Consider the following 12,715-nt stretch of genomic DNA (forward strand, 5'->3'; position numbering starts at 1 on the left):
TAAGCCTATAATGTTTTTACCAGTCGCTCAAGCAGTTCAAGCGTGCTTTCTTGTTTGACCAAAGTTATCCCTTGTCCTGCCCATAAAGATTGATGTTCTGCATCCATATTCTGAGACGCATGAGCTCGCATAGATTTGGACATGGCATTTAATTGTGGGTAGGGCGGTAGCTCATCTGCACTCTCAAATTGAGCAAAATCACGTAGATAATCGTTTAATAAACCACGAGCGAGCTTACCTGAAAATAATCGAGTTAAGCGTGTCTCTGAGCTGCGCCTGCTGTGACTGGCATCGAGTAAGGCTTGTTTATAAGTATCATTGATACCGCATTGGTCAGTGGTCAAAAACGCCGTCCCCATCTGTGCAAGCTCAGCACCTGCCGCTTGTACTGCCTTGATATCCTGCCCCGTCATAATGCCACCTGCTGCAATCAAAGGAATATCAGTACAGGCGCGGGTTTGGGCAATCAAAGTCAATAATCCCAATGGATCTCTTTCACTTTGCGGTAACCAACCACCGCGATGACCTCCTGCTTCGACCCCTTGTACACATACCGCATCTGCGCCAATATCTGCCCATGCTATCGCTTCTAGTGGATGATTGGCAGTGCCGATGACGCGCGTGCCGAGACCTTGCAGACGCTGAACTTGCTCAGCACTGATAATGCCAAAGGTAAAACTGGCAACAGGAACGGGATTGTCATAGAGCACTTGTAGCTGCTCTGCGAAGCTCTGCGCTGGGCGTTCAGGTAGTGCAAATTCGATATTATTGTCTTGATAGTACTGACTTAGCCAAGCGGGAATTTCGGTATCAAAGGTCGTAGATTCTTGCTCAGACAATACCATGAGATTGATCATAAACGGACGGTCGGTGAGCGATTTAATGGTATTAATTTGGCTGGTCAAAACATCTGGCGCCGTCATGCCAGACCCTAATGAGCCCAGCCCACCAAAATTATTCACCCTCGCTGCCAGTTCAGGTGTGGTTGCTCCTGCCATTGGCGCTTGAACGATAGGGTAGGTGATATTAAGCGTATCAAGTAAGGTCATGAATGGTTCCTTTTTATTAGGATATTTGCATGGCTTACTTTAACAGAGCTGAGTACAGAGTATGTGAGATAGTGTTTATTTAGTTAGGAAATAGGAGGGGTGGGTTTTGGCTACGAAGTTGTAGTTTATTATTATTAATATGGAAAACATTATAATAATCTATGCTAAATTATATTTAATAATAAACTTAAGTTAAGAGGTTGGTATGAGGTTAGTTAAGGCAAGAATACAAAATTATCGTAGCATAATAGATGGGCGGTAACCCTCCCAAACCTAAGACACCTAATAAATAGAATTAAGCCGCTTGATTGAGTTTCTGTATTGGCGTAAAGCCGCCATTGCCCATATGTGGGCGCTCATTATTGTAGTGATATAACCAAGCCTCTGCTTGTGTGCGTACTTGATCAAGAGTATCAAACAGCTCCTGATTTAACCAATCATAGCGCATCGTTCTATTAAAGCGCTCCACATAAGCATTTTGCTGTGGATTGCCAGGCTCAATGTAACTAATCGTGATGACTTTCTGCTCAGCCCAGTCTTTAAGTGCATTACTGATATACTCAGGGCCATTGTCACATCTTATCTGCACAGGTCTACCTCGGCACTCAATTAACTGGTTCAAGCTACGTATAACCCTCCCAGCTGGTAGCGAGAAGTCAATCTCTACTGTCAGTGCTTCACGGTTATAGTCATCAATCACATTAAACAGTCGAAAGCCACGACCATCTGTTAAGCTATCATGCATAAAGTCCATGCTCCAGCTTTGATTGATCTTATCAGGTACTGCCAGTGGTACAGGCTTATTCGAAATAGAAGACTTAAAAACAATCATGGTTGGACCGAATGAAGCAGGAAAAACAGTAGTTTTGAAAGCTTTACAGCAGCTAAATAAACCAAAAGATGTAGATGGATTTGAAGCACTTAGAGATTACCCAAGGTCAAAATATAACGACATAACTTCTGGGAGAGTATTAATTGAAGATGTTACCGTCGTAACTGGTTGGTTTAGGCTAGATGAAGATGATAAAGAAGCTATACCTGCTGAATTTCACGATTGCATCTATGAAGTAAATAAAAGTATTGATAATCAGGTATACCACTCTCTTGAAAATGCTCCTCCAAAAATTTACTACAAAGATATTAGAAATGATTTATCAAGGTTGATAGCGCATTTAGATAAGCAGTATGCTATTGAATACCCAAACAAAGAAACTGAAAAACCCAGTGGGAATCTAAATACGATTATTAAAAACTGGAGTGATAATACAGTCATATCAGCAGATAAAGCTGGCGAGTTAAAAGGTTTTCTAGAAAATAATTTTGCTCTTATTGATGAAGATAATAATAAGGAAGAGCAAAGATTCGAAAACTTGAAAGATTTGATTCAGTTGAATGAACAGAGAGATAGTGTTCTAGAAACGTTAGATGAAAGAAAACCAGTATTTATTCTATTCAACAATTATTTTAAAGTTAAGCCTTCTGTACATTTGGCACATTTAGTACAAAGGACTGAAAATAACCTATTAGATGATGCTTATTATGATTATGGAAATTTATGTCTTCTCAAGCTACTAGGTTTTACTGCAAGAGAACTTTCAGAGTTAGGAAATACGCAAAGCCCTAAAATTAACGATACAGTAGCGCTAAAAGCTTATAAAGATAAACTTGATAGTAGAAGTTATCAACTAAACGCTGCAAGTGTTCAGTTAACAGATGAAATTCGAAAGGTATGGATGCCAAATCCCGAACGACCTGAAGCAGATAAATTGAAAGTAACAGCTGATGGACAGTATTTAAAAGTCGTTGTAGAGGACGATATTGGTGTTGATATTGAGCTTGATCAGAGATCTGAAGGCTTTCAATGGTTAGTGTCATTTTTTGTCGTATTCTTTGCCGAAGCAATGGATAAACATAAAAATGCTATTTTACTTTTAGATGAGCCTGGCATGAGTTTACACGGCTTAAAACAAAGAGATTTTAGAGAAACTATCACAAGATTAGCAGAAAAAAACCAGACTATTTATACTACTCATTCTCCATTTCTTGTAGGTCCCGACGAATTAGATATCGTTAAGGTAGTAGAAATGAAAAACCGTAGAGATGGGACCAAAATACATACTACGATTTCCTCAAGTGATCCAGCTGGTCTCCTACCTCTCCAAGAGGCATTAGGATATGATTTAGCTCAAAGTCTATTCACACAAAAGAAAAATTTAATTTTAGAAGGGATTACAGACTATTGGTATATAGAAGCAACTGCGGCGCTTTTACGTAAAGATAATGTAGTAAATTTAGATAATAAGATAGCTCTTGTCTTCGCTAATACAGCTGGTAAGGTTGTGTATTATGCAACTATATTACACGCACAGAAATTGAAAATTGCAGCGTTACTTGATTCAGATAGTGCAGGTGATCAAGCTGCTCAACAGGAAAATCTAATTCACACTTTAGGCAACAAGAACATATTTCGCACTAAGGACTATTGTAAAAATGTTTCTAAACCAGAAATCGAAGACTTACTACGTGAAACGCTTATCAATATTGTGGAGTCAGAATATTCTATTAACTGTAAAGAAATAGCAGATTCACAGCCTAGTAGAAGTATTGTAAATATATTCAGTAAAGAAGTACCAAATTTTTCTAAATATGATTTAGCTAAAGCTTTTATAAGATGGTCTAGAGATAACGATTCGTCAAAACTCTCTACTGATGAAGTTGAGGGTTGGAAGAGTCTTATAGATGACGTAAATAAGGCTCTAAAGTGATATCCAAGCTAATAATTTATGGGTCAGTATCTCGTTGATATTATTGATATTATTGATATTATTGAGATAATGACCCAATTTCATAACTTTATCAACTAACTTTGCTTATCTTTTAATTCAGCTGCAATGACCCTTTCGCATTCATCAGTAGCTCAACCACATCATCACCGCTAATCACTTCAAAGCGCTTGTCGATATCTGACTCTTCTACACCGTTGTATTTCATACAAGCGCCGCAGACCAACACTTGACCACCTTTTTCGATAAAGGCCTCTAGTAACTCACCAGCTGGCTCAAACGGATCGCCGATATCTACATTGTCTAGCGCGTTTGGTTTTGCCAGATGTACGGCATCCACCATTAATATCACAGTAGCAGAATGGCCTTTCTTCAATGCCACGCCTGCCATGGTAAACGCTAAAGTAATTTTGCTTGGGTTTGATTCGCTATTATCAAATAACGTACCGACATAATCTGTTGTATTAGCCATATTATTCTCCTTATAAGACTATATTTGTTTTGTCTGAGTATGTACTCACTACTATCCTAACATTTATTATATGTATTTATATAATGAGCTGTTATGGAATAGTAGCTATAAGGTTGCTTGCTTATACCATCTGTTAAATAAGCTAAAAGTAATGGGTTTCTAGCTTATAAAATTAAGTTAGTCAGCTGTATCAACAGGTGGCCACGGACGATCAGCATCACTTTTGATCCACTCAGCCACGTAACCTGTTGGCGGTAGATCCCAGTTAGATTGGTCAAGTGCAGCTAGTACTTGTGCCGTGTCGATCACTCTGCCACCCTTTGTCACACCAGTACGCAGTAGTCCAGATGAGCAGGGCTGGCCCTTGACCCACATTGATTGCTCTATATACAACCAGCGCGCATCGATACCGACGATTTTGGTCTTGAGCGTGACTTTTTGAAAGGCGCGAATACGCTTACGGTATTGAATAGTACTGCCAGCGATGACCAAACCCCAGCGTTGTTTTAACAACTGCTTGCCAAGCCCAGTCCGTACTGCAAAGTCCATACGACCCAAATCATAAAGCGTAAATACGCGGCCGTTATTCATCTCCAAAAAATTATCTATATCGGATAAGCGGCAGCGAAACTGAATCTCACTGGTGTCCTTAAACGTCAGTGTATCGCCTTTTTTGCTTTTAAGGCAGCATGAGCAATGGTGCTAGCATAACGGATAAATGGGTACATAAAACACTCTCAAAAGGTTATAAACGTTGGCGTTATTATTTTGTCATTGATGACAGTAATTATTTATTGTCAGAGCCCACATCCTGAGAAGACTCGCTATTAGAAGCCACGCCAATCCAATTAAAATAATCGCTGACCGTTTCAGGTATCCAGTTAATATCGAATTTTGAAGTCTTGGATTCTTTATCATTGGTGACAGACAATTTGCTTTTGGACTGACCGTTGTCTGAGCGATAACGCAAATAACCGATGTGCCCACCGTGCTCAGTATCTAAGATAGTGACATTCTCAGAGACATCATTTGGGGTAGCGGTAAAGCCGATAAAAGGGTCGTCCTTTGCACTGATTAATAGCAGAGGGTGAGTGACGTTGCGCAAATACGGCATGGCGGATGCGGTATGATAATAGTCGTTTTTGGAGCGATATCCGTGACGCGGCGCGGTAAAGATATCATCGAAATCACTGATACGATTGGCAGCTTTGATAGAATTGATTTCATCTTGAGTGAGATCGTTTGCCAATGCTTTTTTGATAATTGGGTTAAGCAGATAAGGCGTATAGATACGATGACTCAAGAAGCTGTGCATAGTAATGGCAGCTGAAGACATATCGACTGGCGCGGAGATAACAACGGCACCTTTACATAGAACTTTGTCCTCATATTCGCCCATGTATTTGGCCAGTGCATTGCCACCTAATGAGACGCCAACGGCATAGATATTGGCATACTGCTCACGCAAATTCTGTAGCGCATGATGCACCTCATCAGTGTCGCCTGCATTATAAAATACTGTGCCACTAGCAGGAATACCACCGCAACTACGGAAATGTGCCACCACAAAATGCCAACCTTGCGCGTGCATTTGGTACGCTAGTGCGCGTGCGTAATGACTGTCACTACTGCCTTCCATGCCGTGGAATAAGACAATCAACGGAGTTTGCTCAAGTTCGCCATCTTTTGATACTTCTACAGGGTGCGCATCATAAAAATCATAAGCAATATCGCTCTCGTCCAATGAGTCTTTTTCGACCACGCGGCGGTAGGTCGGTGCCTTTGGCGCAAAAAACTTGGGTAAGATGCTTTGCAAGTGTGGGTTGGTCAGCCAAAATGGTGGCTTAAAAGGTGCTGGAGAAAAAGGTTTGGTTGAAGTTGGCATATATTGGTCTTATTTAATAATCGTGGAAAAACAAATAGAGTAGTGTGATAAGGGTTTTTTATCATAACGTCAGTACCTGTGAAAACCAATAATTTTCAGTGAACGCATAATTACTGAAAACAGCTACTGAAAATTAGCTACTGAAAACAGCTACTGAAAGCAGTTACTGAGAAGTAGGTGCTACAAATTATTAACCGAGAAACAGTTACTGAAAAAGCTAACGAATAAATATACTGAAAAAGAACTATCTAAAACGGCCGATAAGTAGTTAGTCAGAATTTTTTAGTCTTCTGATTTATCCAATACTCGACCATCCATTGCTAAGCGGGCTTTTAGACTTTCGACATCTGCTTCAGCAAGTGTAGCGGTTAAAGTCACTTGTTTGCTATAGGCGACATCGTCGATATGACCGCTAAGGCTCTCTATCATATAGCGACATTGCGCTTCAGTCGCAAACTCTGCCAGTATCTGAATCTGGGTCATCGGTACATAAGGGTTTAATATCATCTCGTCGACGGCCGCTTGAGCAGAGCCCGCATAAGCACGGGTGAGACCGCCAGCACCCAATTTGATACCACCGAAGTAACGTACTACGATGATAATCACATTGCCGATCGACTTATGCTGCAGTACATTCAATATCGGCCTGCCTGCCGTACCGCTTGGCTCGCCATCATCATCGAAACCAGCACTAGTGGTATTATCTGGATCACCGATGATGTATGCCCAGCAGAAGTGCCGTGCATCGGGATATTGCTCGCGTAGTTGTTCCACGTGAAACATTGCTTGCTCACGAGAGGTCACCGGATAGGCGTAAGCGATAAACTCAGATTTTTTAATTTCGAGTCGCGTGGTAACGGCACGTTTTAGCGTTTGATAGCTCATATTTCATCAGGCTTAGGTTGGATATGTTAAACTGGTCTGACTTTCACTGGCTTTTGTATTGAGCACAGTGTTCATTTAATTTTTCATTATAGTACCATTTCTAACCATCGAAGATAACGAGCCGCTCACGGCTGAGTGCTGGCGTCGTTAGTTTCTGATTTAGGGCTGGTATAATAAAACCGATGGTAGTAAATAGTATGCGTTTAGATAAATTCATTAGTAAAGCCACCGAGCTGTCGCGTAAAGAGTCAAAAAAGATCATGCACGCCGGCGAAATCACCGTAAACGATCAAGTGGTTAAAGATCCTGGCCTACATGTCGATGTGGTCAATGATGATGTGATGTGGGCAGGCGAGCCGTTGTCGGTCGCTGCGGGCAATCGCTATATCTTGTTGTATAAGCCTGAAGGCTTCGAGTGCACGCTCAAAGTTAAAGAGTATCCAATTGTCACCGAACTGATTGCTGTACCAGAATTGGGCAGCTTGCGTATCGCTGGACGTCTCGATGTCGATACCACTGGCGCATTGCTCATGAGTGATGATGGCGGCTGGCTACATCGTGTCACCAGTCCTAAGCACGAGCATGCAAAGGTGTACGAGCTGACTTTGGCAGATGCAATGGATAGTGATGCACAAGAGAAAGCCGTGAAGAAAGTGGCGGAAGGCATCTTGCTTGAAGGTGATTATGAGCCGACAAAGCCGGCTGTTCTTGAGTTCATTGATGAAAAACATGCACGTCTGACATTAGAGCAGGGCAAGTATCATCAGGTCAAACGTATGATGGGTTACTTTGGTAATCGAGTAACTGAGCTGCACCGCGCCAGTATAGGTCATATCAATCTAGAAGGCCTAGAAAAAGGTGACAGCCGTTTCTTAACGCCAGAAGAAGTTGCCAAGTTTTAATAAATGAGCACTGAAACTATTAAGCTTTGGCATTAGGGCGTGTCTTCAATTGGATAAGCCCTAAATAATAGTTACAATACCGCATCTATTGAGTCGATGCGAGAAATACAAGTTATGGCAAGAAAAGCATTAACAGATACGCTTTGGGATCAATTGCAATCGACGATGATAAAGTACGGCTGCTATCAAACTCAAAACAGCCGAGAGATCATGGAAGCCATACTGTGGAAACTACGCACAGGGGCGCCTTGGCGTGACATACCTGAAGAATTATGTTCGTGGAAAACAGCCTATAGTCGTTTCAACCGCTGGTCGAAAACTGGCTTATGGGCGGATTTTTTTGGCTTACGAAAAGAAGTTGATACGGAATGGGTATTCACAGACGGAAGCTATGTTCGCTGTCATCAGCATGCAAGTGGAGCTCGGCGTGGTGAAGAGCGAGCAATTGGACAAAGCCGTGGCGGAGCAACTACAAAGATACACCTATCCTGTGATGCCGATGGATATCCGCTCCATTTTAAAATCACTGGGGGTGACGTCCACGACAGTCAAGTTGCAGGTGAATTGATTGAAATGATTGGACAAGCTGATTACTTTATCGCTGATAAAGGCTATGACTCAGAGTGTATCAGAGACAAAGCTCGCAGCCATAATATGATACCTGTCGTTCCTAAAAGGAAGAATGCCAAACAGCCTAATCCAGAGTTTGATAGCTATTTGTACAAGCTGCGTCATCTTGTTGAAAATATGTTTGCAAGGCTTAAACACTTTCGTAGTATCGCTACTCGCTATGAGAAGTTGGCTCGTAATTTTAAGTCGATGCTTTACCTAGCGTGTCCTCAATTCATTGCAAGATGAATTGAGGACACGCCCTAGTATTTGTCTTGAAACTATCGTTTTGGACCCATTAGCAGCCGCTACCTAGTGAGCTGCTTTTTGCGGTCTGCTATATTGTATTTATGTCTATTATCTGGCTGTGTTGCCTATCTCTTAAAGCTAAGTAGCAGTTTTGCGACATTGGTCAGTTAGTGCTATGCAAAACTATTCCATATGCTACAGTCTTTTCTATCTACGTTTTTATATAATAATCTTTTAGTGTTGACTCAGTGAGGCCCAATTAATAGGGTTAAGAATTAAAAAACAGCCATGATTAAAATCAGATAGGAATCTCTCTGTGACATTACCTGTATTAAAGTCCGCTAGCCTAATCAGCGTCATACTATTAGCAACCACTGCTTGCGCTCAGCCAAGTTCAGCGGATGCTAATAGCAATAACGTAACGCAAAGCACTACAAGTTCACAAGCAGCTCAAGTAGTGAGTGCGACTGTCGATAAGCGATTGCGTCAAATATTGATCCAAGCAGGCATCAAAACACAGATTACTTCTATTGTGCCATCCAAACTGCCTAATATGTATAAAGTGAATTTGGCTGGACAACTGCCGCTGCACATCACCGAAGATGGTCGTTACGTCATTCAGGGTGAGCTACAGAAAAACCCAAGCAAACGGGTAGTGACTAAAACACCAGTACGTAGCACGAGTGCGCAGGTAGGCGAACCTGTCAGTGCCTCAGTCAAATCGTCTATGCTAGCAAATATGGCTGCGCTTAAGAACATGAGCGCTAAAACGCCATTCCTTTATACCGCAGTACCGGGTGTTATCTGGGGAGCAACGCTAGAAGGCGTGCCGTTTTTACTATCAGATGATGCGCAGTATATTACCGATGGCGAAATATCAGTCATCGAAAATGGTCAGTTTATCGGTCTCGATGAGAACTTTGAAAAACATAAAAACCAGTCTGTGTTTGCGTCATTGGACAAAAGCCAGTTGATTACTTATCCAGCAACCACTACTGAGAGAGCCGTTATCTATGTGGCGGATGATGTGAATTGCCCTTACTGCCGCCGACTGCATCAGCAAGTGCCCTCGCTCAATGCAAAAGGTGTGACGGTCAATGTCATCGGCTATCCGATATATGAGGCGTCACCGAAGCAGATGCGCGGTATCTGGTGTCAAGTGGATGAAGACAGTCGTCGTCAGGCGTTTGACAAGGCGATGCTACAGGGTGAAATGACACCTGCATCAGCAAGTTGTACGGTTGACCATGTGACACCCAATCGTGAAAAAGCTGCTGGACTCGCGGTAATGGCGACACCTGCAATCTACCGTGAAGATGGCGTGCTATATCAGGCGAGTTTTGAGAGTCCAGAATTTCTAGAATTCTTGGGTGTTGAATAATTGATTGGTATGGTTGAGTGCTTCAGTAATTCAAAACTTTAAGGTATTGGACTGCTGAACAACGTAAAAAAACCGCCTTATGAATCAGTTTATAAGGCGGTTTTTTATGGTTCTATTCAGACATTTTTGCATCTCAAAAGCTGTCTTAAATAATTTATGGTAAGACGATATCAACGATTTTCCAATGGATAAGCCCTTCACGCTGCATCTCGATAGTGAGAGGATATCCTTTTACCTGACCACTGATACTAAAGCAATTGATACCGCAGTAGCTAAGCGTTGGCTTTTCGCTGTCATTGCCTTGGGCGACTTGCTGCTCAAGTTCGGCCGCTTGTTTTTTCATGACTTGCTGCATTTGGCTTTTGACCACGGCATCGACATCACCGCGCTGAATGATTAAGCTCTTAATTAGGTTTTTCAAGTCAACTTGATCGCTAGCGATGGCCCATGCTGCAGCTAGCTCTTTGGTTGCTGTATTGGCTTGACCTTGGGTATTAATCACCTTTTCGATATTCTGCGGTGTGATGGCACCTTCAACTGCCTGCGCGATAAAACCATTCGCGGCTTCGGTCAACGGCTCACCGCCCAGTTCAGAAATTAGTGGATACTTAGTCATTGTCGTCGCAAATTGTCTGGTTAGCTGGTTTTGAACGCTTGGTCGCACTTGCTCATAATCAATAGCCGCTGCGATAGTGGCACCATCTTTATCGTCATAAGCATTTTTGAGCTGATAAGCGCTGTAATAAGGCGAGCCTGCATACACTGCTACCGCAATGATGATTAATAGAATAACCAGCTTTTTCATAAGACTTGGTACCTTGTCGCAATCGTCATCACTATGAGTATAAATGACCGTAGATGTGGCGGTAAATATTAGCACGACTGGGCACTGCTCAGGTACGAAAAGCTTTGCAGTAACCTTAATGAATCGTTTGGCTTTTGCCGCGGCGAAGCCAACTGCTAATTTCATCATTTAAGAGCTTGATAAATCAGCAGACCATCTCCATAAATAGCGCAAACTTTTTATAATTGATTTGGCTAAGCAGCCTTCACCGTATTTGTTGGTTAAGTCTAAGCATTATGGTTCTATAGCATATGATTTGTAATGTTTCATGTGAAACGCTATACGTATCCACTAGCTAAGAACCACGAATAAGATTAAGACAACTATCAATTGAGCTTATGATTTGACGAACCGGTGTGGCTGTAAAGACGATAGGAGAGAGCATGAGTAAGCGCGATTTTTATGAAATATTAGGTGTCAGCAAGACCGCTGACAGCAAAGAAATTAAGCGAGCCTACCGTAAGCTTGCCATGAAATACCATCCAGATCGCAACTCTGATGATCCTGATTCGGAAGACAAATTCAAAGAAGCTTCAATGGCTTATGAAGTATTGAGCGACGAAGAGAAACGTTCAGCCTACGACCGTATGGGCCATGCAGCCTTTGAAAACGGCATGGGTGGCGGCGGCTTCGGCGGCGCAGGTGGCGGTAACTTCCAAGATATCTTTGGCGATATCTTTGGTAACTTCGGTGATATCTTCGGTCAGCAGCGTGGCGGTGGCGGTGGGCGTTCGCGTCGCGGCTCTGACTTGCGTTATGTGATTGAGCTGACATTAGAAGAAGCTGTACGTGGCTGCAAAAAGAAATCAGTTTCACGGCTCCTGCGCCTTGTGATACCTGTGATGGTAAAGGGGCAAAAAATGCGTCCGATGTGGTCACCTGTCAGACTTGTCATGGCCAAGGTCAAGTACGTATGCAGCAAGGTTTCTTTGCAGTACAGCAAGCTTGTCCTCATTGCGGCGGTACTGGTAAACAGATCAAAAACCCTTGTTCAGACTGTCATGGCAACGGCGTAAAAGACAAATCACGCACGTTAGAAGTCTCTATCCCTGCAGGCGTCGATGATGGTGATCGCGTTCGTCTAGCAGGCGAGGGCGAAGCGGGCGGCGCTGGCGTACAAAACGGCGATCTATATGTCGAAGTACGCGTCAAACATCACAATGTCTTTACCCGTCAAGGCGCTGATCTATATATGGATGTACCCGTAAGCATCACTGATGCAGCATTGGGTAAAGAAGTCGAAATCCCAACCTTAGATGGTAAAGTAAAAATCAAAGTGGCAGAAGGTACGCAAAGCGGTAAGTTATTGCGTGTACGCGGCAAAGGTGTAACGCCAGTCCGTACTACCATGAAAGGTGATTTGATTTGCCGTGTGGTTATCGAAACGCCAGTGAATCTGACTCGTGAGCAAAAAGACTTGTTACGCCAATTCCAAGACACGTTGGATGATGACAGCAAGCATCAACAGTCGCCACATAAAAAGTCATTCTTCAAAAAAATCGGTGATTTGTTCGATTAAGAAATAGTTTAACTAAGTAGCTAGTATTAAACTAAGCCCAAAGGTTTCACATGAAACCTTTGGGCTTTTTATTGATGGTATAAAAAGCCATTCATGTGATGATATTTGCTAAACTTACGATAAATATGGTCAAAGAT

At 42.4% G+C, this 12,715-nt stretch carries 10 protein-coding genes and 2 pseudogenes; 5 read left to right on the forward strand and 7 right to left on the reverse strand.

Annotated features, from left to right (window positions below):
- Positions 1-5: 5 nt before the first annotated feature.
- Positions 6-1,049: an NAD(P)H-dependent flavin oxidoreductase gene (locus ACOBWA_RS00095; protein ID WP_420229856.1), complete on the reverse strand. Its 1,044-nt coding sequence runs from the start codon at positions 1,047-1,049 to the stop codon at positions 6-8.
- A gap of 295 nt (positions 1,050-1,344) precedes the next feature.
- Positions 1,345-1,851, reverse strand: a pseudogene (locus tag ACOBWA_RS00100) (IS3 family transposase); the annotation flags it as partial.
- Between the two features lie 28 nt (positions 1,852-1,879).
- Here ACOBWA_RS00100 and ACOBWA_RS00105 point away from each other — a divergent pair.
- The gene (locus ACOBWA_RS00105) at positions 1,880-3,814 is read left to right on the forward strand and encodes an ATP-dependent nuclease (RefSeq protein ID WP_420229857.1); all 1,935 of its coding nucleotides are present in this window, start codon (positions 1,880-1,882) and stop codon (positions 3,812-3,814) included.
- A gap of 112 nt (positions 3,815-3,926) precedes the next feature.
- Here the strand turns inward: ACOBWA_RS00105 and ACOBWA_RS00110 are convergent, their stop codons facing one another.
- From ACOBWA_RS00110 to ACOBWA_RS00125, 4 genes are all read right to left on the reverse strand, one after another.
- Positions 3,927-4,304 carry a DsrE family protein gene (locus ACOBWA_RS00110; RefSeq protein ID WP_420229858.1) on the reverse strand — a complete coding sequence of 126 codons (378 nt, stop codon included), beginning with the start codon at positions 4,302-4,304 and terminating at the stop codon, positions 3,927-3,929.
- 177 nt (positions 4,305-4,481) lie between these two features.
- Entirely contained in the window at positions 4,482-4,895 is a 414-nt protein-coding gene (locus tag ACOBWA_RS00115; protein WP_420229859.1) for an acyl-CoA thioesterase, read from the reverse strand.
- Positions 4,896-5,091: 196 nt separating this feature from the next.
- Complete coding sequence (locus ACOBWA_RS00120; RefSeq protein WP_420229860.1) at positions 5,092-6,189, reverse strand: YheT family hydrolase; 1,098 nt, start codon at positions 6,187-6,189, stop codon at positions 5,092-5,094.
- 282 nt (positions 6,190-6,471) lie between these two features.
- A complete protein-coding gene (locus tag ACOBWA_RS00125) occupies positions 6,472-7,074 on the reverse strand; it encodes a YigZ family protein (protein WP_420229861.1) in 603 nt (200 codons plus the stop codon).
- A 197-nt stretch (positions 7,075-7,271) separates the two neighbouring features.
- Here ACOBWA_RS00125 and ACOBWA_RS00130 point away from each other — a divergent pair, with 197 nt between their 5' ends.
- From ACOBWA_RS00130 to ACOBWA_RS00140, 3 genes are all read left to right on the forward strand, one after another.
- The gene (locus ACOBWA_RS00130; protein ID WP_057757631.1) at positions 7,272-7,976 is read left to right on the forward strand and encodes a pseudouridine synthase; all 705 of its coding nucleotides are present in this window, start codon (positions 7,272-7,274) and stop codon (positions 7,974-7,976) included.
- A gap of 114 nt (positions 7,977-8,090) precedes the next feature.
- Positions 8,091-8,839 (forward strand): IS5 family transposase gene (locus ACOBWA_RS00135; protein ID WP_420229862.1). Its coding sequence is split into 2 segments (ribosomal slippage): positions 8,091-8,817 and positions 8,817-8,839, totalling 750 coding nucleotides; the frame shifts between segments, so codons are not numbered across the junction.
- Between the two features lie 311 nt (positions 8,840-9,150).
- Positions 9,151-10,215 carry a disulfide isomerase DsbC N-terminal domain-containing protein gene (locus ACOBWA_RS00140; RefSeq protein ID WP_420229863.1) on the forward strand — a complete coding sequence of 355 codons (1,065 nt, stop codon included), beginning with the start codon at positions 9,151-9,153 and terminating at the stop codon, positions 10,213-10,215.
- A gap of 154 nt (positions 10,216-10,369) precedes the next feature.
- On the opposite strand, the gene ACOBWA_RS00145 is transcribed toward ACOBWA_RS00140, so the two are convergent.
- Positions 10,370-11,188: a DUF2939 domain-containing protein gene (locus ACOBWA_RS00145; RefSeq protein ID WP_420229864.1), complete on the reverse strand. Its 819-nt coding sequence runs from the start codon at positions 11,186-11,188 to the stop codon at positions 10,370-10,372.
- Between the two features lie 254 nt (positions 11,189-11,442).
- Here ACOBWA_RS00145 and dnaJ point away from each other — a divergent pair.
- Positions 11,443-12,578: pseudogene (dnaJ, locus tag ACOBWA_RS00150) on the forward strand (molecular chaperone DnaJ).
- Positions 12,579-12,715: the final 137 nt, after the last annotated feature.

Origin of the sequence: Psychrobacter sp. ER1, from assembly GCF_048631835.1 — a bacterium.
Taxonomy (GTDB): Bacteria; Pseudomonadota; Gammaproteobacteria; order Pseudomonadales; family Moraxellaceae; genus Psychrobacter.

Bases quoted from the DNA above. Each gene is read 5' to 3' on its own strand.
- ACOBWA_RS00125 (WP_420229861.1), bottom strand. From the start codon at position 7,074: ATGAGCTATCAAACGCTAAAACGTGCCGTTACCACGCGACTCGAAATT.
- ACOBWA_RS00130 (WP_057757631.1), top strand. From the start codon at position 7,272: ATGCGTTTAGATAAATTCATTAGTAAAGCCACCGAGCTGTCGCGTAAA.
- ACOBWA_RS00115 (WP_420229859.1), bottom strand. From the start codon at position 4,895: ATGAATAACGGCCGCGTATTTACGCTTTATGATTTGGGTCGTATGGAC.
- ACOBWA_RS00110 (WP_420229858.1), bottom strand. From the start codon at position 4,304: ATGGCTAATACAACAGATTATGTCGGTACGTTATTTGATAATAGCGAA.
- ACOBWA_RS00145 (WP_420229864.1), bottom strand. From the start codon at position 11,188: ATGATGAAATTAGCAGTTGGCTTCGCCGCGGCAAAAGCCAAACGATTC.
- ACOBWA_RS00105 (WP_420229857.1), top strand. From the start codon at position 1,880: ATGGTTGGACCGAATGAAGCAGGAAAAACAGTAGTTTTGAAAGCTTTA.
- ACOBWA_RS00095 (WP_420229856.1), bottom strand. From the start codon at position 1,049: ATGACCTTACTTGATACGCTTAATATCACCTACCCTATCGTTCAAGCG.
- ACOBWA_RS00120 (WP_420229860.1), bottom strand. From the start codon at position 6,189: ATGCCAACTTCAACCAAACCTTTTTCTCCAGCACCTTTTAAGCCACCA.